The organism is Streptomyces sp. CB03234, assembly GCF_001905885.1.
Lineage (GTDB): Bacteria > Actinomycetota > Actinomycetes > Streptomycetales > Streptomycetaceae > Streptomyces.
In genome coordinates, this window is the sequence record NZ_LIYH01000003.1 from 323,714 (window position 1) to 347,568 (window position 23,855).

Below are 23,855 nucleotides of genomic sequence, written 5' to 3' on the forward strand. Positions count from 1 at the left end.
GCCGGTGTTGGTGGTGTTGGCGAAGCCCTGCGCGGTGGGCCTGACCGCCGGGTCGATCGCCTTCCACGACGAACCCGAGCGGTACGACGTCGGCACCGCCGACAGCTCCGCCTGCACCCGCCCGTCCGACAACTGCCAAAAGCGCGCCTGCGGGGTGCGTCTGTCGGTCAGCTCCTTGACCCGCTTGGGCTCGGGCAGCGCCTGGCCCCTGGGCAGCTTTTCGCGGCTGGGTATCTCCAGCTTCCCGCCCTCGGGCGGGGCCGCCGCGGATTGCTCCTCGTTGTCCGAGAACCAGCCAGCGATGGCGTCGACAACGCCCTTGTCGTCACCGCCACTTGGCGCCGATGACGCCGCATAAGCGACCTGTGGCAGTAGCGTCCCCGCCACCGCTGCCACGATCAAACAGGAGATTTGTCTCCTGTATGGGATTGACACGTGTGTGCCTTTCTCTTTCGGCGCCCTGTTCGGCCACATGGGCAAAGCGGGTACGCCGATGTGCCGGATCGGAGGTTTCCGACCGGCTTGAAGCCGAGAGCCGGCGCAAGCAAGCAAGCAGAAGGCCTTGATCGCGTGCGCGGCAGCGGGAGTATTGACCATGTACTTGACGTGCTGTCAACCCAGCGGACATTTAAGGCAATAGGCGGACGCAGTCGCGGTCGTTCGTCCCTTTCTTCCCATCACTGGCTCAGGCGATCCGGCATGGTGTATAACCGCCCGCGTTTCCACGCTTCAACCAACTCACGGAAAGCCAACCACTCATGACTTCTAGTCAATCCCCGGGGAACGCAGGGCCGGAAAACGGCACGAAACCCGGCAGGGATCTCGAGTCGGACATGGGAAAGAAGGGCGTTCTTGCCACTCCGGAGGACACGCAGGTGGTCGAGTGCGCAGCGAAGCGGGCAGTCAGCGTCCGCCAAGGCCTGATCATCGCCGGCGTGTTGCTCCTCGCCTGCGGCGGTCTGGTCGGCTACGGGATACTCAACACCGAGGACGAGCCCAAAGCGCAAGCGGTACCGACGGCCGAGGTGACCTACGAGGTGACCGGCACGGGCACCGCAGAAATTTCGTATCTCGCCCCTAGTCAGTCCGGCACTGCCACGGTTGAGAAGGGCGCCACCCTGCCCTGGAAGAAGACAGTTCAGGTACCGGTGGGTAAAGCCCCGACCGTGGCCATCATCCTTGATGAAAGGGGTGGCGAGGCGGTCTGTGCACTTGCCGTCCGTGGCAAACATGCCCAACGTGCCAGCGCCATGGGCGCGTTTGGCCGCGCCACTTGCAGCGGGCCTCTCCTTCAGCCTGTTCAGCGATAGGCCCGCTGTAATCTCCGGCGCGCTTTGGCGATGGCCACCTCCCCTTACTAAGCTTGCTCCTTAACCTCGGCCTCCTTGGTTGCCCGCTACAGGTGGGCGGACAGCGCGATGAGAACCGAGCTGCGGATAGGTTCTACCTCGCCAGCGTTGTCCGCAGGCAGTGGCAGCTGGTATCGATGGCGCCTGGAGGGAGTGGACATGCCGGATGAGGCGAAGGTTCGCATAGGTGACGTTGTGCGGGTCACAGGCGGGCCATTCGCAGACTTCAGGGGCCCTGTCGGATCCATCGCGGCCGCATTGACGCTGGTCAGCGCCCGAGGGCGACAACTTCAAGAAGGTCTCGTCCTGGGCGGCCATCTTGTTTGCACCCAACTCGTGGGAACCATCTACGGCATGAACTTCGACCACATGCCGGAGCTGCACTGGGTGCACGGCTACCCTTTCGCGATCCTGCTGATGGCAGTGGTATGTACGAGCCTGTACGTGATCTTCAAGCGGCGGGACTGGCTGTAGACGTCGACCACGACGGACTATCCGGCGAGGGCGAGGTTGTGCATGCGGGCCTTGCGCACCGCGTCCGCACCCTCACGACGCAGAACCGCCCCCGGTGAACGGAGCTATCCAGGACGGCTCCGACGCCGTGATCACACCAGCCCCCGGCGGCGTGATGTCGCGCGGAATCCGATGGTGCTGCACGGCTCTGGCGTCAAGAACCACCGGATGCGTGAAGTGAAGCTGTCCGACGGGATCATCACGCTGTCCCCCCCCCCCCCCCCCCCCCCGGCGCCTGGACGACGTGGAGGCGCACCTCGCCGGGGAGGACGAGCTACTCGTTCGCCGGCTCAACGGCGGTCCCGGCACGCGCGAGGGCGTCGAAGCGTACTTCCGGCACTGCCGGCGGGACCTGCAACGCCGCCGCCCGGTGACACCAACGGCTGTCACGGCCCAGGCAGGAGGTCGAGATCCAGGATCATGTCGAGCGACCGCACACCGTCTGTTCCGGTGAAGGAGCCGACCGTCTGGAAGCCGTTTTTCCGGTAGTAGCGAATGGCGCGTGGGTTGTCGGCGAGAACGCCACCCCACAGGATGATCCTCTTCTTGCCGAAACATCGTGCGGCGTCTGCGACGAGCGGGAAGACTTGCGTCCCGATGCCTCTCCCCTGGTAGTCGTCGGCCAGGGTGGGGCCGAAGCGGCAATCGGTCGCTGTAAGGCGGATGCCGGCCGCGCGATAGCGCGCGATGTCGTCAGGGTTGAGACCGAGACTGCACTCGAGCAGGCCGACGATCCTGCCGGACAGCACTTCCTCAAGCATGAGCCTGAGCTTGTCGTAGCGCGCGATCGCGTCACACAGGTCCTGCGCAGTCGCAAGGTCGTACCCGTCGAAAGTACTCAGCCGTCTCGATTCAGGTGACAAGCCCACCAAGAAGCCTGCCAGACGATCTGTATCGGCGCGTGTGAGAGGGCGGAACACCACATCCGAACCGTCAATCCGCGCCAGGCGGCGTGTCAGGACCAACGGATCGTGGGCGATCTCCGCCAGCGTGAACACCACAGCATCCCCCAACTCGGACTCCGGTGGAACGAACCTACTGTTGAGGCCCTCCAGAAGCCCAGCGGCGCGTCCCGCGCGTGGTACCCGGCGCCCGCGCCGAGATCGTCTCGAGACACGGGCCATGGACCGCGGATCGACCACACCGAGAAGGTCAACCACCGGATGCTGAGCTTCATGGACTGTCTCGGCCGACCGATGTCCAGGGCGGGCAGCGCGGCGGATGTCAGCGGCGCCGCGCCACCACCTTGAGCGGGGCTCGGAAGGACAGCAGCCCGAGCATCGGCGCTCGCTCGTCCTCGACGAGAACGGCGTCCGGCAGCAGTCGGGCCAGCGTGCGCAGTGCCACGGCCGCTTCGGTGCGGGCCAGGGACGCGCCGGGACAGCGGTGCCGTCCCGCGCCGAAGGACAGGTGGTGACGGATGTTCTGCCGGTACGGGAGCAGTCGTTCCGGTTCGTCGAACATGTCCGGGTCCGAACCCGTCCCCATCAGCATCAGCAGGAGCTGCGCCCCCGCCGGCAGCCGTGTGCCGGACAGTTCCACCTCATGCGCGGTGACCCTGCGCCAGGTGGTGACCGGCGGCTCACGGCGCAGTATCTCCTCCACCCACGCGTAAATGAAGCGGTCGTCCGTGGCGGCTCGCGCCCAGGCGTCGGAGTCGGCCAGGGTGTGGCGGAGTACGGTCGAGATCAGCTGTCCGGTGGTGGCCTGGGCGGCGATGAAGACGAAGAAGCACACGGCCACGATGGTCGGGGTGTCCAGCGGCTCGCCGTCCGGCAGCTGGTGCCCGCGCAGCGCCCCGATCAGCCCGTCCGCCCCGGCGGCACCGTCCACCAGGTCCGTCAGCCATGTGTAGAAGTCCGCGACCTGCTGGGCCAGGTGGGCCTGCCGGTCGGCCGGCGGCCGCCCGTAGAAGAGCTCCAGCGCGGCGTCGCTCCATGTCACGAGTGCGGCCGTCGGCACGTCCTCCAGCCCGAGCACCCGCGTCATCACCCGGCACGGCAGAGGCCGCGCGTACTGCGCCGTCACGTCGCAGAGGTGCCCACGTACGAACTGGTCCCGCAGCGCGGACGCCAGTTCCCGCGCGGTCTCCTCCACCAGTGGCACGGCCGAAGCCACACGCTCGGCATTGAAGAACCGCGTGACCAGGCGGCGGAGGCCGGCATGGCTGGGACCGCCGTTGTTGGCGAGAGCGGGCGGCAGCGTGAAGCCGGCCCGGGCGAGCGCGCGCAGGGCGGAGACCGGCAGCGGGTCGACGGCGTGCTGTGCGTTGTCCGGCACGAACGCGACGGGGTCCAGCAGCACCCGCCGCACATCCGCGTACCGGCTGATCAGCCATAGACCGGTTCCGGGATCGAAATGGACCGGCGCGGCGCGGCGCAGGGAGGCCAGCGTGGGGTGGGGGTCCTGCACGAATCGGGTGTCGAAGAGGTCCGGGCATGGCGTCGGCGCGGGCTCCGGACCTGCTGATGTGCTCGCCATACCTCTTCTCTCGTCGAACGGCGGCCTTCGGGCGATGGGCACCCGAGCGTCGAGTATCGCCCGGTGGGAGGGACGACGACGCGGTGGGGCTCCGGGCGGGGGCGGACGGCCCTCCGCTACATCCCGTTTCGCCGCACATATGGCGAGGTGCCCCGCATCCGTGCTTGCGCACGAGCGCGGGGCACCCCTGCCGATCCGGTGAGAGAGTCAGTCCCCCTCGGTTTCGAAGGTGCGCAGCAGATCGGCAGCGACGCTCACCGCGATGGTCGCGGGTTCCTTGCCGGTGATGTCGGCCAGCCCGATCGGGGTCTTGATCCGGTCGATGGTGGCCTCGTCGTGTCCGCCCTCGGTGGCCAGGCGCTTGCGGAACCGTACCCACTTGGCCGCCGACCCGATCAGTCCGATGGAGCCGAGATGGGTGGTGCGCAGGGCGGCGTCGCACAGAGCGGCGTCCTCGGCGTGATCATGGGTCATGATCAGGACGTGGGTGCCGCGCGGCAACTCCTCCAGCACCTCCTCGGGCAGCAGTGGCGTGTGATGCACGTGCACCTGCGCCACCGCGTCCGCCAGCACGTCGAGCCGCTCCTTGGTGAGCAGGTCGGAGCGGCTGTCGATCAGGTGGAGGTCGAGGTCCTGACGGGCCAGGACGCGCGCCAGTTCCAGCCCGACGTGCCCGACGCCGAAGATCGCCACCGCCCGTACCACCGGCAGCGGTTCGAGCAGCACCGCGACCGTGCCGCCGCAGCACTGCACGCCATGCTGGTTGGTCACTTTGTCGTTCAGGGCGAAATCCATCAGCTCCGGCTCGGGCGTGGACGCGGCGATCATCTCCCGGGCCCGGTCGATGGAGACGGCCTCGACATTGCCGCCTCCGATCGAGCCCCAGGTCTCGGTCTGCCCCACCACGAGTTTCGCACCGGCGTCGCGAGGGGCGTGGCCGCGCACGGCCGCGACGGTCACCAGCACGCCGGGCTCCCGGCGTGCTCGCAACCGTGCGACCGCGGCGACCCACGTCATGTCAGGCACCGCTCAGCGCTTCTGCGTCGGCCCGGATCGTGCCGTCGGTGGCGAACCCGTCACCGGCGTCACCGTTCCGGGAGGCACCGGCCTGGCGAGCCGCCTGGATCGCCCAGTACACCGCTTCCGGCGTCGCGGGCGAGGCCAGCTCGAGGCTGACACCGCTCGGCCCGAACGCGGCGGCGGCCTGCCGCAGCGCTTCGCGCACCGAGAACGCCAGCATCAGCGGAGGCTCGCCCACCGCCTTGGACCCGTACACCGCGCCCTCTTCGGTGGCGTTCTCGAGCAGGTGGACGTTGAACTCCTCGGGCATCTCCGAGAAGCTCGGCAGCTTGTAGGTGCTCGCCGCCTGGGTCAGCAGCCGGCCGCGGTTCGGGCCGTCGCTGGTGTCCCAGCGCAGGTCCTCCAGCGTCAGCCAGCCCGCGCCCTGCACGAAGCCGCCCTCCACCTGGCCGATGTCGATCATCGGGGACAGGCTGTCGCCGACATCGTGCACGATGTCCACGCGCCGGATGCGGTACGCGCCGGTGAAGCCGTCCACCTCCACCTCGGTGGCAGCGGCGCCGTGGGCGAAGTACTTGAACGGCGAGCCCCGGAACGCCTTCGCGTCCCAGTGCAGCCCCTCGGTCCGGTAGAAACCGGACGCCGACAGCTGAACCCGCTGGAAGTACGCGGTGCGCACCAGGTCGTCCCAGGCCAGCTCCTTGTCGCTGCCCAGGGAGCGCGCGACGCCCTCGACGATGCGTACGTCCGAGGCGTTCGCGCCCAGCTGGGTGGCGGCCACCTGCAGCAGCCGCTCGCGCAGCTGCTCACAGGCGTTCTTGATCGCCCCGCCGTTGAGGTCCGCCCCGGCGCTGGCGGCGGTGGCGGAGGTGTTGGGCACCTTGTCGGTACGCGTCGGGGCGAGGCGGACCTTGTGCAGCGGGATGCCCAGCGTGGTCGCGGCCACCTGCATCATCTTGGTGTGCAGGCCCTGGCCCATCTCGGTGCCGCCGTGGTTGATCAGGACGGAGCCGTCCTTGTAGATCAGCACCAGCGCGCCGCCCTGGTTGAAGGCGGTGAGGTTGAACGAGATGCCGAACTTGATGCCGGTGACGGCGAGGGCCCGCTTGGTGTGCGGGTGCGCGGCGTTGAAGGCGGCGATCTCGCGCTTGCGGTCGGCGATGCCGCCGATCTCCTTGACCTGCTGCCAGACGGTGGAGATCCGCTCGGCCTGGGTGACCGGCTGTCCGTACGGCGTCGTCTGACCCTGGCCCGGCCGGTAGAAGTTGCGCTCCCGCAGCTCCATGGGGTCCAGGCCGAGCTGCGGCGCGCAGCGGCCCAGGATGTCCTCGATCACCAGCATGCCCTGCGGTCCCCCGAACCCGCGGAAGGCGGTGTTGGAGACCGTGTTGGTCTTGGCGATGCGACCGGCGACGCGCGCGTTGGGGATCCAGTAGGTGTTGTCGATGTGGCACAGCGCGCGGGCGAGGACCGGCTCGGACAGGTCCAGGCTCCAGCCGCCGTCCGCGACCAGGGTGGCGTCGAGGGCCTGGATGCGGCCGTCGGCGTCGAAGCCGACCTTCCACTTGGCGTGGAACCCGTGCCGCTTACCGGACATGGTCAGGTCCTGGGTCCGGTTGAGCCGGAACCGGACCGGCCGGCCGGTCAGCTTGGCGCCGAGCGCGGCGACGGCCGCGAACCCGTGCGGCTGCATCTCCTTGCCGCCGAAGCCGCCGCCCATCCGCAGGCACTGCACGGTCACCTCGTGGGCGGGCACACCGAGCACGTGCGAGACGATTTCCTGCGTCTCCGAGGGGTGCTGGGTGCTGCTCTGGATGAACACCTGCTCGTTCTCGTCGACCAGGGCCAGCGCCGCGTGCGTCTCGAGGTAGAAGTGCTCCTGACCGGCGAACTGGAACTCGCCGGTGATCACGTGCGCGGAGTCGGCGAAGCCCGCGTCGACGTCGCCGTGCACCATCAGGGGCTGGGCGCCGTGATAGCTGCCCGCCGCGATCGCGTCCTGCAGCGTGACGATGGAGGGCAGTTCCTCGAGTTCCACCTCGACGGCCGCGGCACCGAGCCGGGCCGCCTCCAGGGTCTCGCCGAGCACCCAGGCCACCGCGTGGCCGTGGAACATGACCTCGTCGGGGAACAGCGGTTCGTCGTGCTTCATGCCGGCGTCGTTGACGCCGGGCACGTCGGCACCGGTCAGCACGCGGACCACGCCGGGTACGGCGAGCGCGGGCTCGGTGCGCAGCGCGGTGATCCTGCCGCGGGCCTTCATGACCTGGACCGGGTACGCGTGCAGCACGTCCTTGGTGCGCTGGACCAGGTCGTCGGTGTAGAGAGCGGTGCCGGTGACGTGCTGGAAGGCGCTCTCGTGCGGCATCGAGACGCCGACGACGGGCTTCTCGGGACGCTCTGACAGATGACTCATGACGACACCGCCTCGGTGGTCTGTGCGTGCAGCTTCAGCAGGCTCTGCCCGAGCATCGCCGAACGGTAGAGGGAGCTGGCGCGATGATCGTCCATCGGCGTGCCCTCACCCCGCAGCACCCGGGCCGCGGCCTCGACGGTCTCGGCCGACCACGGCTTGCCCTCCAGGGCGGCCTCGGTGGCGAGGGCGCGGATCGGGGTGGCGGCCACGCCGCCCAGGCCGATGCGTGCCTTGCGGACGGTCCCGTCCTCGATGTCGAGCGCGAAAGCGACGGCCACGCTGGAGATGTCGTCGAAGCGCCGCTTGGCGATCTTGTGGAAGGCCGTGACCGGCGACAGCGGCAGCGGGACGCGCACCGCGCGGATCAGCTCGCCGGGTCGGCGCACGCTCTGCCGGTAGCCGGTGAAGTACTCCGCCAGCGGGACCTCGCGCTCACCGTCGGCGTCGGCGAGCACCAGCGACGCCTCGAGCGCGAGCAGCACCGGCGGGCTGTCACCGATGGGCGAGCCGGTGCCCAGGTTGCCGCCGAGGGTCGCACCGTTGCGGATGAGCCGGGACGCGAACTGCGGGAACAGCTCCGCCAGCAGCGGGACGTCGCCGTCGAGGCGGCGTTCGATCTCGGTGAGCGTCAGCGCCGCGCCGATCTCGATGACGTCGGACTCGACGCGCAGCTCCCGCAGTTCGGGCAGCCGGTCGATGGCGACCACGCAATCCGCCCGGCGGGAGCGGATGTTGACCTCGACGCCATAGTCGGTGGAGCCGGCGACCACCACCGCGTCGGGCCGCTCGCGCAGCAGCTCCAGCGTCTCGGCCAGGGTGTTCTTCCGCAGGAACGTGCTGTCGTCCTGGGTGTACTCGGTGGCCACCGGCGCCGGCGGGGACTGCTCGCGACGCTGCGCCAGCGGGTCGTCGTCGGTGGGCTCGCCGACGGCGAACGCGGCGTCGCGAATGGGGCGGTAACCCGTGCAGCGGCACAGGTTTCCGCTCAGCGCGTGCAGATCGAAACCGTTCGGACCGTGCTCGGCGTCGGCGGTGTCGGCCGGGTCCGCGTCCCCGTGCCCGTGCGCACAGCGGTCGGGCCGGTAGTACTCCGCGGCCATGCTGCAGACGAATCCCGGCGTGCAGTAACCGCACTGGGAGCCGCCGCGGACCGCCATCTCCTCCTGCACCGGGTGCAGGGTGGGCGGCGTGCCGGGTTCGCCGACGGTGGCGAGACCCTCGGAGGTGACGATCTCCTGTCCGTCGAGCGCCGCGACCGGGACCAGGCAGGCGTTGACCGCCACCCAGTCGGTGGGCTTGTTCACCCCGGGGCGGGCCACCAGGACCGAACAGGCGCCGCACTCGCCCTCGGCGCAGCCCTCCTTGGTGCCGGTGAGGCCACGCTCCCGCAGGAAATCCAGCACTGTGGTGTGGGGCGCAGCCGGTGAGATCGGTGCTTCTTTCCCGTTGACCGTGATCCGCGCCGCTACCATGACAGGCCTGCATTTCGGTGCGTGATCGGTCGATTCATCATGTTCGCCAATTTCAGGCAGCTTTCTGTGTTCAGACGCGCCACGTAAGAGCAGCGGGCGCAAAACGGCATGCGGCAGCGGCGTGCCGGGAAATGGTGACGGGAAACCTGGAATGTGCCACGGAGGGGCACATCAGAACGGCGTAATCAGCAGCCGTGCGCGATTCGACCCGGAATCCAGACCGTGCACTGGGCAAGGCGACCAAGATCAGAGCTCGTGTACATCCGCCGGTCGCCTCCTTCCGGTCATTATGGGTCGACGTCTACCGCAAATTAGTGGCTGCGGGCCGCCGAGGTCAAGAGGTGGGCCGCGCTCTTTCAGCCGGCGTCGGCCCGGAAGCGACGCCGGTACTCCGTCGGTGTCGTGTCGAGTTTCCGGCGGAACGCGCGGATGAGGGTGTCGGTCGTGCCGAAGCCGCAGGTGGACGCGATCCGGTCGAGGGTGGCGTCGGTGGTTTCCAGCTGGTTGCGCGCCCTCTCGACGCGGGCGGACTCGATGTACGCGGCCGGGGTCATGCCGAGTTCGGCCTTGAAGACGCGGGCGAGCTGCCTCTCACCGACGTGGGCGTACGCAGCGATGTCGGCGAGGGTGAGCCGCCGGCCGATGTTGCGGGCGATGTAGTGACGTACGTCCTCCACGCGCCGCGTCAGGGAGACGGGCTCCAGGGGGACGCTGAACTGGCTCTGACCGCTCGGCCGCTTCAGGTACATCACCAGCTGGCGGGCGACGCGCAGCGCGGTGGTCTCGCCGAAGTCCTCGGCGACCAGGGCGAGGGACAGGTCCAGGCAGGCGCTGATGCCGGCGCCGGTCCACACGTCGCCTTCCCGGATGAAGATCGGGTCGGCGTCGACCTCGACCGCCGGATGCTCGGCGGCGAGCTGCTGTGCGGTCGACCAGTGGGTGGTGGCGCGCTTGCCGTCGAGCAGGCCGGCGGCGGCGAGGATGTGTGCTCCGACGCAGACGGAGGTGACCCTGCGTGTCCTGGTGGCGAGGGTCTTCACCCAGCCGACCACGGCCGGGTCGGTGAGGGCGCGTACGCGGCGCTCGCTGTCGACCTCGACCGAGCCGGGCACCAGCAGGGTGTCGATGCTCCTCGTGGACGCCTCGCGGAAGGTGAGGTCCGGAAGGACGCGCACCCCGGCGGAGGTGGTGACCGGGTCCAGCGTCTCGGCGGCGAGTACGACGTGATAGCCGGTGGCGTCGGACGTCTCGCGCTGCACCAGGGAGAACACCTCCGGGGGCCCGGTGACGTCCAGCAGGTCGACCCCGTCGAAGAGGACGATCACGATCAGTCGTTCGACGGTGCCCGTGGGGCCCTCAGCGATGTCCATATCTGCATGTTAGATGCCATTGTTGACATGGACGGGCCGGATTAGCGTCGTTCCTGCCGCAGCGACCGCACGCCGGTGCGGGCTGCGAAGCACCCGGCACCACACCCGACACACACCTGAGGTGGTACTTCCATGGCATCGACGACGCTGCGCGCACTCAACGGCTTCGACGACACGCCCGCGTCCCTCGCCGACGCGACCCTGATCATGATCGATTACCAGAACACCTATGTGCGGGGCGTGATGGAGCTGGAGGGCTGGCAGGCCGCGCTCGACTCGGCCGCCGCGCTGCTGCGGAGGGCTCGGGCGGCCGGTACGAAGGTGGTCCATGTCGTCAACGACGGCGGCGAGGGCACTCCGTACGACATCCGTACGGAGATCGGCCGGATCCACCCGAGCGTGGCGCCGGTCGCGGGCGAGCCGGTCGTCGTCAAGAAGACCCCGAACGCGTTCCTCGACACCGACCTCGGCGAGCACGTCGACGCCGCCGGCACCAAGGACGTCGTCGTCGCGGGGTTCATGACGCACATGTGCGTGGCGTTCACCGCGCAGGGTGCCTTCCTGCGCGGTAACCGGCCCACGGTGGTCGCCGACGCCTGCGCGACGCGGGCGTTGCGGTCCGCGGACACCGACCTGCCCGCCTCCCAGATCCATCACAGCGCTCTCGCGACGATCGCCGACCTCTACGGGGTCGTCGTGCCGTCCGCGGAGTCACTGACCTGAGCGTGAGGGTTCCGGCACGCGGACCGCGTAGTGGGCGAGCGCGGGTTCGAGGAGGTCGAACGCGCGGGTGGTCTCCTCCGTGAGGACGGCGGCGATGTCCGGGTTGTCGCGTCCGGCCAGGGTGAGTTCCTGGATGCGCTGGAAGAGCGTGCGGTGCACGGCGGCGAGCAGGGCCGCGGCCGTGCGGGCGGTGATGTCGTCGGCGGGAGCACCGGTGGCCTCGGCGAGGGCGTGGGCGAGAGCCGCCTCGCGCCGGTCGTGCAGGGCGCGCAGGCAGGCCGAGAGGGTGGGGCTGTCGGCGATCATCCGGGAGAACTCGGGCCCGGCGAATCCGGCGACGGGATCCTGCGCCGTGACGGCGGCCTGAAAGGCGAGGCGGAGCGCGGTGAGGGCCGACTGGCCGGGCCGCCGGTCGGCGACGGTGCGCGCGAGACCGGCGACGAACTCCTCCTGGTGGTCCAGGGCCAGGTCCTCCTTGCGCGGGAAGTAGTTCGTCACCGTCTTCTTGGCGACGCGGGCGGCAGCGGCGATCTCGGCGATCGTCGTGCGCTCGAAGCCCTGCTGGAGGAAGAGCCTGGTCGCGTGGTCGGAGATCAGCTGCCGGGTCTCCCGCTTCTTGGACTCGCGAAGGCCCAGTCCGTCGGCGGGTGCGTCGGCGCCGTGCCCCGTGTTCATCTCGGTATCCATGACGGAATCTTACCTCCGTAGCAAATTTATGTTGACACCCCCGGGAGGCCGTGGCTAAAGTTACGTCCATCGTAAGTTTGCCTCGAAGGGAAGAAGTGCATGCGACCCACGCCCCTCGCCGCACGGACCGAACAGACCACACAGACCGGCCGGCTCACCGCTGCTCGCCCCGGACGCGACACCCGGTCCCCGGCGCCGCGCGGCTCCGCCGCCGTGCGCGCCGTGCCGCGGCGCGGGCTCAACGCCCCGCGCCGCCGCTCCTTCTGACGCCCGGCCGTCCGCGCCACCGCCCACCGGCGCCACCAGCGCCCGTCCTCTCGTACACCCACCCATCGCCCGTGCCGGCAAGGAGCCCACCGTGCAGATCTCCACCTCCACCCTCTCCCTCACCGTCGACGACGTCGCCGCGTCGCACGCGTTCTTCACCACGCACCTCGGCTACCAGGAGGTAGCCGCCGCCGACGGCTTCGCCTCGCTCACCCGGGAGGACGCGGCGGTCGACATCGTCCTGCTGCGCCGGGGCATCGAGGTCCTGCCGGCCGACCAGCGCGACCGGCGCGCCTCCGGGATCATCCTCGCCTTCACCGTCACCGGGCTGGACGACGAGGAGAAGCGCCTGCAGGCCGAGGGCGTCGACATCACCATGCCGCTGCGCGAGGAGCCCTGGGGGGAGCGCCTGTTCCAGGTCACCGACCCCAACGGCGTGATCATCCAGTTCGTCGAATGGGTCACCCCGGCCGACGCCTGAACGCCTTCGTCAGTCGGCGTGTTCCAGAGGACGGGCGGGCCAGTCACGGGCGGGCCAGTCGAGGAGACGGGCGCCCAGCGTCGCGGTGTGGAGGGTGTAGCGCTGGTCGGGGTCGGCCGGGTCGTAGCCGGTGAGCCGGCGCACGCGGGCGAGCCGGTAGCCGACCGCCCGGACGCTCAGCCCGAGCCGGTGGGCCGTCGTGGTAGTGACGCGGCCGGCGGCGAAGTAGGCGGTGAGCGCGGCCGGCAGGGGCCGGGGGCCGCCACGGGCGCGCTCCGGGCCGCCGAGCACGGTGGCGACGAGGCCGGTGATGGCCGCGCGGTCCCTGCCCAGTACCTGGAAGACCAGCAGTCCGGAGGCGTCCACCAGCGGGCCGGCCAGGTCGAGGCGGTCGGCGAGGTCCAGGGTGGAGCGGGCCTCCTGGTAGCGGCGGACGATGCCGCCGGCACCCAGCCGGGGACGGCTGACGGCTGACGGCTGACGGCTGACGGCGATGCGGTGTCCGGCGGCCCCGGCTTCGCGTACGTACGCGGCGTACCGTCTCGGGACGTCGGCCTCGGCGGCCGGTGAGACGCAGACCAGCAGGGAGTCCTTGGTGGTGATGAGGACGTCACGCACGCCGAAGGCCGCCGCCATGCCGTCCTCGACGTAGTGGGTGGCCGCGTCCCCGGCGCGGAAGGGGGCCGCCGCGCGGGCCACGGCGACCCGGTGCCGCCCGGCCAGGCGCAGCACGAAGCGGTCGGCCCGCTCCACGAGCCGGCCGAGGTCGGTGCGCCCGTCGCGCAGGTCGTCGACGCACTCGCGCCGTACCGCCTCCTCCCGCCGTACGGCGGCCCCATACCCCGTCTCGTAGCCCTCGGTGAGCGCCACGGTCACATCGCGGACCGCCTGGAGGAGGGCCGGCGGCTCGCTTCCGCCGGCCTCCGCGGGCCAGGACCGGCAGGCGGCGGCGAGCCACTCGCCGACCAGCGTGTGCAGGGCCACGCCCCGTGCGGCGGCCGCGGCCGCCAGGTTGCGGAGGGCCGCGAGTTCGTCCGTGCGGGGCCTGCGCCCCTGGGCCTTCGCGCAGCTCAGCAGGTCGAGGCAGCTGCCCGTGACGGGGGCGGGTACGGGCGAGGGCGCGGGAGCAGGCGCGGGTACGGGCGCGGTAGCGGCCATGGGCGTTCCCTTCACGGCGTCGGACGCCCCTGGATCCATCTTGCCGACGTCCGGAAAGGAAGGCCGTCCGAGATGGCGGGCGACACCACCGGCCGGACGGCGTCCACCCCCGGTGGCGCGGGTACTGGCAAGGGCCCATGCCCGACCGCGAGCGCCGCGAGCACGACGACCGCACCGCCTTCGGCCGGCTGCGCGTGCCGGAGCGGGCCTTCGTCCTGGACGCGCTGCGCACCGAGACCGTCGGCGGCCTGGTGCTGCTGCTCGCCGCGGCGGTCGCGCTGGTGTGGGCCAACACGCCGTTGCGGGGCCTGTACGAGTCCGTACGCGAGACGCACATCGGCATCGAGGCCCTCGGTCTGAACCTCTCCGTCGCCCACTGGACGTCCGATGGCCTGCTGACCGTGTTCTTCTTCGTCGCGGGCGCCGAAGTCAAGCGGGAGCTGGTGCTCGGCGACCTCCGCCACCCCGGGGCCGCCGTGCTGCCCCTGGTGGCGGCCGTGAGCGGGATGGCCGTGCCGGCGCTGGTGTACGGGCTCGTCGCCACCTCCGCCGGAGGGACCTGGGCGGGGTGGGCCGTGCCCATGGCGACGGACATCGCCTTCGCCCTCGGGATCCTGGCGGTGATCGACACGCATCTGCCCTCCGCGCTGCGTGCCTTCCTGCTCTCCCTGGCGGTGATCGACGACGTGGTCGCCATCACCGTCGTCGCCGTCTTCTTCCCGTCGACGATCAACCTGGCCGCGCTCGTCGGTGCGGTGCTGGGGCTGGGGCTCTTCTTCCACCTGCACGACCGCAGGCGGGTGCACGGCTGGTACTGGTACCTGCCGCTGGCGCTGGCCATCTGGGCGCTCACCTACACCAGCGGCGTACACGCCACGGTCGCCGGCGTGGCCATGGGGCTGCTGCTGCGGGTCACGCCGGACGGCCCCGGCGGCCGCCGGCCCGCGGAGCGCGTCGCCCACCTCGTCCGTCCCGTCTCCGCCGGGTTGGCCGTCCCGCTGTTCGCGCTGTTCGCGGCGGGGGTGAGCGTGTCGGGCGGCGCCCTGGTGGCGGCCGTCCAGCGCCCGGAGCCGCTGGGCGTGGCGCTGGGCCTGGTCGTCGGCAAGGCCCTCGGCATCTTCGGCGGCTCCTACCTGGCCGTCCGCTTCACCCGCGCCCGGCTCGCCCCCGGCCTCGCGTGGGCGGACGTCCTGGGGGTGGCCATGCTCGCGGGGATCGGCTTCACCGTCTCGCTCCTGATCGGCGAACTCGCCTACCCCCGCCCGGAGGACGCCGCCCTCGTCAAGACCGCCGTCCTGCTCGGCTCCGTGACGTCCGCCCTCCTCGCCTGCGTCCTGCTGAAGCTCCGCAACCGCGCCTACCGGCGGCGGTACGAGGCGGGAAACGGCCGCCCTACTGACGGCCGGTGAGGCGGGCCGGCGGAACCCGGCGGTGGTGCGGGCAGGCCCGGGCGGCGGCGAGGAGGTGCCGGATCTGTTCACCGGCCTGGCCCGGTTCGCGCACCGGGGCGGGGAAGAGGATGCGGACGTCGCGGTGGCCGCGGGCGTATTCGCAGCGCAGCGTGATGCCGTGGCGGTCGAGGGCGAGGGGCTGTACGCGGACGACGCCGTGCAGCAGCCGGGGTTCGGCCAGCCGGGTCAGGCGGGTCACGACGTCGTCGTGCGCGTCGGCCAGGTGCGTGAGCATCGCGGCTTCGTGGACGGCGAGGGGGTCGGCTTCGGCGAGGACGAGTTCGTCACGGCCGACGGTGACCGTTCCCGCCGCCGTTTCGAGGGTGGCGCGCTCGGTGTCGAGCCGGAGGCCGGAGTCGTGCGTGCGGGTCAGCCGCCCGGAGAGGGTGACGCGGGCGCGTACCCGGTCGCGGACGGAGGTGGCGGCGATGTCGGTGAACTCCAGCAGGGCGGCCGCGACGGCGCCGCCCGGAGCGCTCGCCGCCTGCGTCACCGGCGGACTGCCGGCCGGCGGATGGAGCGTCAGCCGGCCCCTGTCGTCGATGGTGTGGCCGCCGACGAGGTCGTGGCGGTGCCCGTCCATGGTGAGGCTCAGCGACTGCGCGCGGGCCAGTACCGAGCGGATCCGCTCCGCGGCGGACGGGTCGGCCGCCATGAAGGCCGCCGGGGCGTCGGGAGCACTCATCAGACCTCCATAAGGTTAGGCTTACCTAAGCTAGACCACTCGCCGACTCGGCAAGAAGGCCACGGGAAGGCCTCGCAAGGCATCCAGAAGGCATCCGGAAGGCATCCGGAAGGCCGGCTCCCTACCCTCAAGTGGCGTGTAACAGAAGTGGCTTGAGTGTGCACAGCGAGGGCGCGGGGTAGTGCGAGAGATCTCGACATGGTCACAAGCCCGCCGATCGGCGTCAGACCTCTAAGGTGTGCCTTACCTAAGTTGTATGGTGGCGCCGTCGGATCGGCAGCGGGGAAGGAATGTGGTGTCCATGGGCGACGTCCGCCTGGTGGCGAAGGACCTCGAGGTCGGGCACGGCGGGCGCCCGGTACTCAAACAGGTGGACCTGTCGCTCCGGGCCGGCGCGATCACCGTGCTCGTCGGACCCAACGGCTGCGGAAAGTCCACCCTGTTGCGGACGGTGGCGGGTCTTCTTCCGCCGCTCGGCGGCGAGATACGCATCGACGACGCCCCGCTCGGCTCGTTCGCCCGCCGCACGCTGTCCCAGCGTCTGGCCTTCCTCCCCCAGACCTCGCAGGCGCCCGCCGGTGTGACGGTCCGTGAGCTCGTACGCCACGGCCGGTACGCCCACCGCGGCGCCCTCGCCCGGCACACGAGCGAGGACACCGAGGCGATCGACTGGGCGCTCGACGTCACGGACGCGGCCCCGCTCGTGGAGCGGCGGCTCGACGAGCTGTCGGGCGGCGAGCGCCAACGCGCCTGGCTGGCCATGGTGCTGGCACAGCGCGCCGGGGTCCTGCTGCTGGACGAGCCCACCACGTACCTCGACATGCGCCACCAGTTCGAGGTCCTCGACGTCGTACGGCGCCTCGCCCAGGAGCACGAGATCGCCGTCGGCGTGGTCCTGCACGACCTGATGCAGGCCGCGGCCTACGCCGACGACGTCGTGGTCGTCGCCGACGGCGGGATCGCCGCCGCGGGCGCGGCCGACGACGTCCTCACGCCGGACGTCATCGAGCGGGCCTTCGGCCTGCGCGTGCATGTCCTGCGCGATCCGGCGACGGGCCACCTCGCCTGCTTCCCCCAGCGCTCCGAGGCCTCCACCGCGTCCTGAACGCATCGGCTCACCCCCCACAACGGTTCGCCCGCATCACCAGCACACAAGGAGAGATCGACCATGCAGAAAATGCTGCGCGCCCTCGCGACGGGCGGTACCGCTGTGGCCCTGATACTGACCGCCGCGGGCTGCGGGTCCGGCACGGTCGGCGAGACCACCGACGGCAAGACGGGCGGGGACAAGGCCGCCACCGGCAAGATCACCGTCGACACCGCCCAGGGCAAGGTCAGCCTGGACAAGCCGGCGACCAAGGTCGTGGCGCTGGAGTGGACGTACACCGAGGAACTGGTCGCGCTCGGCGTGACCCCCGCCGGAAACGCCGACAACAAGGGCTACAGCACCTGGATCACCGCCAAGGGCGCGGGCCTGCCGGACAAGGTCACCGACGTCGGCGACCGCAACGAGCCGAGCCTGGAGAAGATCCGGGCCCTCCAGCCGGACCTCATCGTCATCGACAACGACCGCTCCAAGGCCAACCTCAAGCAGCTCCAGGCCATCGCGCCCGTCCTGTCGTTCACGTACACCACCAAGCCGCAGCTCGAAACGATGAAGAAGAACTTCGGCGAGCTGGCGAAGGCGGTCGGCAAGGAGGACAAGGCCGCCGAGGTGACCAAGCAGATCGACACCAAGGCCGCCGACCTCAAGGCACGGCTGGACAAGGCCGGCAAGGGCGGTCTGAAGTACGCGCTGGCGCAGGGCTTCACCGCCAACGGCACCGCGTCGATCCGGATGCTCACCGATGACGCGATCGCCCCGCAGGTGCTGAACCTCGCCGGGCTGAAGAACGGCTGGAAGGGCCAGTCCGACGCCTGGGGCATGACCACGGTCGGCGTCGAGGGCCTGACCAAGGTCGAGAAGGACGCCACCTTCCTGTACGTCGCCGCCGACAACGACAACCCCTTCACCGGTGACCTCAAGAACAACGCGGTCTGGAAGGGCCTGGAGTTCGTCAAGAAGGACAAGGCCCTGCCGCTGGACCCGGGCACCTGGCTCTTCGGCGGCCCGCTGTCGGCGCTGCACATCCTCGACGAGACCGGCAAGGCTCTGAAGGTCTGATGGCACAGGAAGGACTGACGGCCCCTGTGGCCCGTCCGCTCGGCCGCCGCCCACGAGCTGTGCTCGTGGGCGGCGCCCTGTCCCTCGTCCTGTGCCTGGTCGGCGTGGTCCACCTGGGCCTCGGTGTGTCCGGTGTGGGCATCGGCGACATCGTGGACCTGCTCCTCGGCCACGGGGACGCGCGCACCGAGGACGTGCTGCTCGGCAGCCGCCTGCCGCGCACGCTCACCGGGCTGGTCGTCGGCGTGGCGCTCGGCGTGTCCGGCGTGCTCGTCCAGGGCGCGACCCGCAATCCCCTGGCGGCGCCCGACACGCTGGGCGTGAACGCCGGGGCGTACTTCGCCGTGGTGCTGGTGGCGTTCACCGGCATCAGCCTGGGCCCGCTCCCGGCCGGTGGCGCGGCGTTCCTCGGCGGTCTCGTCGCGGTCGCGGTGGTGTACCTGCTCAGCCGCAGCGGGGTGATGACGCCCGGACGGGTGCTGCTCGCCGGTGCGACGGTGGCGCTGGCGGGTACGTCGGCGGCCGAGTTCCTGCAGATGCTCGACGTGCAGGCGACCCGTGGGCTGTTCTTCTGGGGCAACGGCACCCTGATGCAGTCCGGTCTGGAACGGCCCCTGACCCTCGGCGCGGTCGTCGCCGTGGGCGCGCTGCTCGCCCCGCTCCTGGCCCGTCCGCTGGACCTGCTGGCGCTCGGCGACGAGACGGCCGAGGCCATGGGCGTACGGGTGGAACGCGTCCGCCCGGCCGCCTTCCTGGTCGCCGTCCTGCTGTCGGCCGCGGCCGTGTCGCTCGCCGGGCCGATCGGCTTCGTCGGGCTGATCGGGCCGGTCATCGTGCGGCAGTTGGGCATCCGCAAGCACGCGCTGCTCATCCCGATGGCGGCGCTGCTCGCCTCCGCGCTGGTGCTGGGCGCCGACGCGGCCGCGCAGCTGATCGTGACGCCGTCCGCCACGCAGCCCGCCGAGATCCCGGTCGGTGTGGTGACGGCGCTGATCGGCGGCCCGGTGTTCATGGCGCTGGCCCGCCGGGTGAGCACCGGCGACGCCGACACCGGGGCGGCGGTCGTGGTCTCCGACCAGCGGCGCGCCCCCGCGTACGCGGTCGCGCTGGGCGGCGGGCTGGTCGCCCTGGCCGTCGCGATGGTGCTCTCGCTGCGCGTCGGGGACGTGGAGATCACCTGGAGCCAGCTCGTCGCGTCGCTGTTCGGGTCGGCCGAGCAGATCACCGAGGCGGTGGTGGACTACCGGCTGCCGCGCATCCTGGTGGCGGCGCTGGCCGGGGCGTGCCTGGCGGTCGCCGGGGCGGCGGTGCAGGCGGTGGTACGCAACCCCCTGGCCGAGCCGGGTCTGGTGGGCGTGACCGGCGGGGCGTCGCTCGGCGCGATCGCGGTCATCCTCGTCGTCCCGTCGGCGCCGCTGGTGGCCCTGCCCGCCGCGGCGGGGGTCGGCGGCGTCCTGATGCTCGCGCTCGTGGTGCTGGTCGCGCGCGGGAGCGGGAAGGACGGCCGGACCGGGCTGGATCCGACCCGGGTGGTGCTGGTGGGCCTGGGCGCTGCCGCCACGTCGATGGCCCTGGTCAACATCATGGTGGTCGGCGCGCAGATGAACATCTCCTCCGCGCTGGGCTGGCTGGCGGGCAGCACGTACGCCCGTGACTTCTCCGCGCTGGGCTGGCTCGCCCTGCCCGCGCTGGTCGCGGTCGGCCTGGTGGTCGCCGCGCGGCCGGTGAACCTGCTCTCGCTCGGTGACGAACTGCCGCGCGCCCTCGGGCTGGAGCTGGGCCGCGCCCGGCTGCTGGTCCTCGGCGCGGGCGCGGTGCTGGCGGCGGGTACGGCGGCGGCGGTGGGCGCGGTCGGCTTCGTCGGCCTGGTCGCGCCGCACCTGGCCCGGCGGATCGTCGGCAACAACACGGCCCGGATGGTGCCGATGGCCGCCGTCCTCGGTGCGGTGCTGGTGGTGTCGTCGGACGCGCTGGGCCGCTGGCTGCTGGCCCCGACCGAGATCCCGGTGGGCATCGTCACGGCCCTGGTCGGGGCTCCGTACCTGGTGTGGCTGCTGCGGCGGCTGTGACCGCCGGTGTTCAGGAGGTCTGAGCGACACGGGACCGGGCGCGCCGCTTCGCGGTGCCGCCGATGGCCTCCGCCTCGGGCCTGAGCGTGCGTGCGGCCAGCACGCCGAGCAGGCAGACGAGCGCGGAGGCCAGGCACACGGCGCTGAAGGCACCCGAGAAGGCGGTACGGGCGAGTGGCTGGAGCGCGGGGTCGAGGAGCTCGAACCGGCCGGTCTCGACGGCCTCGCGCGCCGGACCGGCGGCCACCCCGCTGCCCAGGCCGTCGCTCAAGCGGGCGGAGAACACCGCTCCGAAGACGGCGACGCCGGTCGCCGTGCCGAGCGGGTAGCAGGCGTTGGTCAGCCCGGAGGCCATCCCGGCCCGGTCGGCGGGCGCGGCGCCCACGGCGACGCCCATCAGGGGCGGGAAGATGACGGCCCCGCCGACACCGAGCAGCACCAGGGCGACGACCGTGACGGCCTGCCCGCTGCCCGAACCGGCGGCTGCCAGCCCGAGCAGCCCGAGCCCCTGGGCGGCGAATCCCCCGGCGACCAGCGTGTCCGGCGGGAACACCTTCTGCAGCCGGGCGACGAACAGCCCGGCGATCAGCAGACTGCCCGTCAGCGGCAGCAGATGGAGGCCGACTTCCAGCGGGGAGTACGCGTGGGTGCTCTGCAGCCACAGCGTGACGAAGGCGAGTACGCCGAGGCTGGACAGCCGGGCGAGGAAGCCCAGCACGGCGGCGCCGGAGAACGCCCGGATCCGCAGCAGCGTCATGTCGATCAGGCCGTCGCCGCGGCTCTGGCTGGCCACGAGTGCCACGGCCAGTACGACGCCGGCGACTGCCGAGAGCAGCACCTCGGGCGCCGCCCAGCCGACTTCGGGGCCCGTGACCAGCGGATAGTGCAGCGCCAGGAGCGCGCCGACGCCGAGCGCCGCGCCCAGCAGGTCCATCCGGCGCCGGGTGTCCCGCGCCGCCATCGACTCGGGCATGCGGCTGAGGGCGCCGGCCACGACGAGGATGCCGATGGGCACATTGACCAGGAAGATCCACCGCCACCCGAGTACCTGGACGAACAGCCCTCCGACGATCGGGCCGAGGGCGCCCGCCGCTGAGGCGATGGCGGCGAAGGCGGCGATGGCGGCCTGGCGGCGGGCCCCTTCGTACGCGGCGGCTATCAGCGCGAGGGTGGGCGCGAACACCATGGCGCCGCCCAGTCCTTGGGCGGCGCGGGCGGTGATGAGGGTGCCGGCGTCCGGTGCCAGGCCGCAGGCGGCCGAGGCGAGGGTGAACAGCGCCATGCCGGCGGTGAACACGGTGCGGCGGCCTATTCGGTCGGAGAGGGCGCCGGCCGTGAGCAGCAGTGCCCCGAACGCCAGCGAGTACGCCGACACGGTCCACTGGACCCTGCCCAGCCCGGCCTCCAGATCCCGGGCGATGTCGGACAGGGCGACGTTCACGACGGTGACGTCCAGGGTCATCATCACGCCACCGGCGCTGACCAGGGCGAAAGTCCATCGCGGAGTGCATCGCGGGGCAGGACGGCGGGAAGGCACCGCTGATCACCTCCAGGAGAAGTGCGGGGGCGGCCAATCCGGGACACCGGTAGCTGACGGACCATCAGGCGTTAACTCGGGCTCCGTGGCTGAAAGTTGACCTTGCCCATTAGGTAAGCCTAACCTAATCTAACTCCGCTCGAACGTCCAGGTGTTCGAGCGCACTGATCCGGACATACATCGGAGCTGCCTGATGCCCACCCCCGCCGACCATCCCGTGCCCGCGCTGCCCGACGTGGACCCCGCAGCATGGCGGGAGGCCAACCGACGACTCCTCGCCAAAGCGATAGGCGAGTGGTGTTTCGAGGACATGCTCAAGGCGGTCGAGACCAGTGACGGCGGTTACCGCATCGACCTCGACAGCGGCACCACGTACGCCTTCAGCGCCACGCCCGGCGCGTTCGGCTGGCTGCGGGTCGACCCGGGGTCGATCACCCGCACCGCCACCAGCATGCTCGGCAACTCCATCGCCCAACCCGCCTGGGACGCCCAGCAGTTCCTCATGGAGGCGGCCACGACGATCGGCAGCGACCCGTCCACCATCGCCACGTACTTCACCGAGCTGTCCGCCACCCTCGCCGTCGACGCCGCCCGCATCACCCACGGCGGCGAGACCGTGGCCGAGCTGCGCGCCCTGGACCACACCGAGCTGGAGTGCCGCATGACCGGGCACAACCTGCTCGTGGCCAACAAGGGCCGCATCGGCTTCTCCGCCACCGACGTACGCCGGTACGCCCCCGAGTCCGCGCAGTCACTGACGCTCCAGTGGGTGGCCGTCCACCGGGGCCTCGCCGAGTTCCGCGGCACCTCCGAGCTGTCCGAAACCGACATCCTCGCCCGGGAGTTGGACGACGAGACCCGGGCCCGGTTCACCGCCGTCCTCCAGGAGGCCGGGGTCGACCCCGAGGGCTATGTCTGGATGCCCGTGCACCCGTGGCAGTGGGACCACGCCGTCCAGATCCTGCACGCCGCCGACGTGGCGCAGCGCCGCATCGTCCCGCTCGGCGAGAGCCCGGACGCCTACCTTCCGGGCCAGTCCATCCGGACGATGGCCAACGTCACCAGCCCCGAGCGGTACGACGTCAAATTGCCGCTGAAGATCCTCAACACCCTGGTCTGGCGCGGCATCCCGCCGCACTGCACCATGGGCGCGCCCGTCGTCACCCAGTGGCTGCGCGGGCTCGTGGAGCGCGACGCGTTCCTCACCGAGGAGTGCCGCACCGTGTTCCTGGGCGAGGTGGCCTCCGTCACCGTCCGGCACCCCTACCTCACCAAGCTGGAGGACGCGCCCTACCAGCACCTGGAGACGCTGGGCTGCATCTGGCGCGACTCGGTGACGGCGCGCAAGGACCAGGGCGAGCGCGTGCGCACCTTCGCCTCCCTCCTCCACGTCGACAACGCCGGTGACGCGTTCGTCGCCGAACTGGTCCGCGCCTCCGGACTCGACCCGCAGGAGTGGCTGCGGCGCCTGTTCGACACCCTCCTCGTGCCGATCATGCACGTGCTGTACCGGTACGGCGTCACCTTCAACCCGCACGGGCAGAACACGCTGATCGGGTACGACGACAACGACGTACCCACCCGCCTGTACCTGAAGGACTTCGTGGACGACGTGTGCGTGTCGTTCACCGATGTGCCCGAGCGCGGTCCCGAGCCGGACGGGCACGACCACGTGCTGCCCCGCAAGCACCCCTCCATCATCAAGCAGCACGTCGTCGACCAGGTCTTCGTCGGCCACTTCCGCTACCTGGCGCCGCTGTGCGCCGAGCAGCTCGGCGTACCGGAGAAAACGTTCTGGCGGCTGGTCCGGCAGACGATCCTCGACTTCCAGAAAAGGTTCCCCGAGCTGTCCGAGCGGTTCGCCGAGTACGACCTGCTCACCCCCGAGATCCCCCGCTACGGCCTCAACCGCGACCGGATCGTCGTCACCCGGTACACCGACCGCGCGCTGCGCCACGCGCTGTACCCGAACGGTACGCACCCCAACCCGCTGGCCGAGCACTGAGGAGACA

General features: G+C 71.0%; 19 protein-coding genes and 1 pseudogene. 10 read left to right on the forward strand and 10 right to left on the reverse strand.

Features of this window, described 5'->3' with window-relative positions; translation table 11 throughout:
• The first annotated feature begins 833 nt into the window (after window positions 1–833).
• Together AMK26_RS14670 and AMK26_RS14675 are read left to right on the forward strand one after the other, a co-directional pair.
• Window positions 834–1,310 (forward strand): hypothetical protein, encoded by a 477-nt coding sequence (locus tag AMK26_RS14670; RefSeq protein WP_241837899.1) that lies wholly within the window; start codon window positions 834–836, stop codon window positions 1,308–1,310.
• Window positions 1,311–1,641: 331 nt separating this feature from the next.
• Window positions 1,642–1,823: pseudogene (locus tag AMK26_RS14675) on the forward strand (CorA family divalent cation transporter); the annotation flags it as partial.
• Window positions 1,824–2,248: 425 nt separating this feature from the next.
• Here AMK26_RS14675 and AMK26_RS14685 read toward each other — a convergent pair.
• The 6 genes from AMK26_RS14685 to AMK26_RS14710 all read right to left on the reverse strand — a co-directional run bounded on the left by AMK26_RS14685 (window position 2,249) and on the right by AMK26_RS14710 (window position 10,621).
• Window positions 2,249–2,863, reverse strand: a complete 615-nt coding sequence (locus AMK26_RS14685; protein ID WP_241837900.1) for a GNAT family N-acetyltransferase — start codon at window positions 2,861–2,863, stop codon at window positions 2,249–2,251.
• Between the two features lie 223 nt (window positions 2,864–3,086).
• Complete coding sequence (locus tag AMK26_RS14690) at window positions 3,087–4,274, reverse strand: cytochrome P450 (protein WP_241837901.1); 1,188 nt, start codon at window positions 4,272–4,274, stop codon at window positions 3,087–3,089.
• A 276-nt stretch (window positions 4,275–4,550) separates the two neighbouring features.
• Window positions 4,551–5,360 (reverse strand): xanthine dehydrogenase accessory protein XdhC, encoded by an 810-nt coding sequence (gene xdhC / locus AMK26_RS14695; RefSeq protein ID WP_107420949.1) that lies wholly within the window; start codon window positions 5,358–5,360, stop codon window positions 4,551–4,553.
• A gap of 1 nt (window position 5,361) precedes the next feature.
• Complete coding sequence (xdhB, locus tag AMK26_RS14700) at window positions 5,362–7,779, reverse strand: xanthine dehydrogenase molybdopterin binding subunit (RefSeq protein WP_073755061.1); 2,418 nt, start codon at window positions 7,777–7,779, stop codon at window positions 5,362–5,364.
• Window positions 7,776–9,251, reverse strand: coding sequence for a xanthine dehydrogenase small subunit (locus tag AMK26_RS14705; RefSeq protein ID WP_073755062.1), 1,476 nt, complete (start codon window positions 9,249–9,251; stop codon window positions 7,776–7,778). Before AMK26_RS14705 ends, xdhB begins: the two co-directional genes overlap by 4 nt.
• Window positions 9,252–9,607: 356 nt before the next feature.
• Window positions 9,608–10,621, reverse strand: a complete 1,014-nt coding sequence (locus tag AMK26_RS14710; RefSeq protein WP_073755063.1) for a GlxA family transcriptional regulator — start codon at window positions 10,619–10,621, stop codon at window positions 9,608–9,610.
• A gap of 132 nt (window positions 10,622–10,753) precedes the next feature.
• Between AMK26_RS14710 and AMK26_RS14715 the strand changes: the two genes are divergently transcribed.
• Complete coding sequence (locus AMK26_RS14715; RefSeq protein WP_073755064.1) at window positions 10,754–11,344, forward strand: cysteine hydrolase family protein; 591 nt, start codon at window positions 10,754–10,756, stop codon at window positions 11,342–11,344.
• Here the strand turns inward: AMK26_RS14715 and AMK26_RS14720 are convergent.
• Window positions 11,333–12,031: a TetR/AcrR family transcriptional regulator gene (locus tag AMK26_RS14720; protein ID WP_073755065.1), complete on the reverse strand. Its 699-nt coding sequence runs from the start codon at window positions 12,029–12,031 to the stop codon at window positions 11,333–11,335. The genes AMK26_RS14715 and AMK26_RS14720 overlap by 12 nt on opposite strands.
• Before the next feature lie 99 nt (window positions 12,032–12,130).
• Here AMK26_RS14720 and AMK26_RS36980 point away from each other — a divergent pair, with 99 nt between their 5' ends.
• Both AMK26_RS36980 and AMK26_RS14725 read left to right on the forward strand, forming a co-directional pair.
• On the forward strand, window positions 12,131–12,298 hold the full coding sequence (locus tag AMK26_RS36980; RefSeq protein WP_158071118.1) for a hypothetical protein: 168 nt from the start codon (window positions 12,131–12,133) through the stop codon (window positions 12,296–12,298).
• Between the two features lie 91 nt (window positions 12,299–12,389).
• Window positions 12,390–12,779 (forward strand): VOC family protein, encoded by a 390-nt coding sequence (locus AMK26_RS14725; RefSeq protein ID WP_073755066.1) that lies wholly within the window; start codon window positions 12,390–12,392, stop codon window positions 12,777–12,779.
• A 9-nt stretch (window positions 12,780–12,788) separates the two neighbouring features.
• On the opposite strand, the gene AMK26_RS14730 is transcribed toward AMK26_RS14725, so the two are convergent.
• Window positions 12,789–13,937 (reverse strand): PucR family transcriptional regulator, encoded by a 1,149-nt coding sequence (locus AMK26_RS14730; protein WP_079277592.1) that lies wholly within the window; start codon window positions 13,935–13,937, stop codon window positions 12,789–12,791.
• Window positions 13,938–14,074: 137 nt separating this feature from the next.
• On the opposite strand from AMK26_RS14730, the gene nhaA reads away from it, so the two are divergent.
• A complete protein-coding gene (gene nhaA, locus AMK26_RS14735; RefSeq protein ID WP_073755067.1) occupies window positions 14,075–15,346 on the forward strand; it encodes a Na+/H+ antiporter NhaA in 1,272 nt (423 codons plus the stop codon).
• Here nhaA and AMK26_RS14740 read toward each other — a convergent pair.
• Window positions 15,330–16,073: a DUF2470 domain-containing protein gene (locus AMK26_RS14740; protein WP_073755068.1), complete on the reverse strand. Its 744-nt coding sequence runs from the start codon at window positions 16,071–16,073 to the stop codon at window positions 15,330–15,332. The genes nhaA and AMK26_RS14740 overlap by 17 nt on opposite strands.
• 301 nt (window positions 16,074–16,374) lie before the next feature.
• Between AMK26_RS14740 and AMK26_RS14745 the strand changes: the two genes are divergently transcribed.
• The 3 genes from AMK26_RS14745 (at window position 16,375) to AMK26_RS14755 (ending at window position 20,306) form a co-directional block, all read left to right on the forward strand.
• Window positions 16,375–17,178 carry an ABC transporter ATP-binding protein gene (locus AMK26_RS14745; protein ID WP_073755069.1) on the forward strand — a complete coding sequence of 268 codons (804 nt, stop codon included), beginning with the start codon at window positions 16,375–16,377 and terminating at the stop codon, window positions 17,176–17,178.
• Between the two features lie 63 nt (window positions 17,179–17,241).
• A complete protein-coding gene (locus tag AMK26_RS14750) occupies window positions 17,242–18,237 on the forward strand; it encodes an ABC transporter substrate-binding protein (protein ID WP_073755070.1) in 996 nt (331 codons plus the stop codon).
• Window positions 18,237–20,306, forward strand: a complete 2,070-nt coding sequence (locus AMK26_RS14755; RefSeq protein ID WP_073755071.1) for an iron ABC transporter permease — start codon at window positions 18,237–18,239, stop codon at window positions 20,304–20,306. Before AMK26_RS14750 ends, AMK26_RS14755 begins: the two co-directional genes overlap by 1 nt.
• Window positions 20,307–20,316: 10 nt before the next feature.
• Here AMK26_RS14755 and AMK26_RS14760 read toward each other — a convergent pair whose 3' ends face one another.
• The gene (locus AMK26_RS14760) at window positions 20,317–21,771 is read right to left on the reverse strand and encodes an MFS transporter (protein WP_073755072.1); all 1,455 of its coding nucleotides are present in this window, start codon (window positions 21,769–21,771) and stop codon (window positions 20,317–20,319) included.
• A 265-nt stretch (window positions 21,772–22,036) separates the two neighbouring features.
• On the opposite strand from AMK26_RS14760, the gene AMK26_RS14765 reads away from it, so the two are divergent.
• Window positions 22,037–23,848, forward strand: a complete 1,812-nt coding sequence (locus AMK26_RS14765) for an IucA/IucC family protein (RefSeq protein ID WP_073755073.1) — start codon at window positions 22,037–22,039, stop codon at window positions 23,846–23,848.
• The last annotated feature ends 7 nt before the right edge of the window (window positions 23,849–23,855 follow it).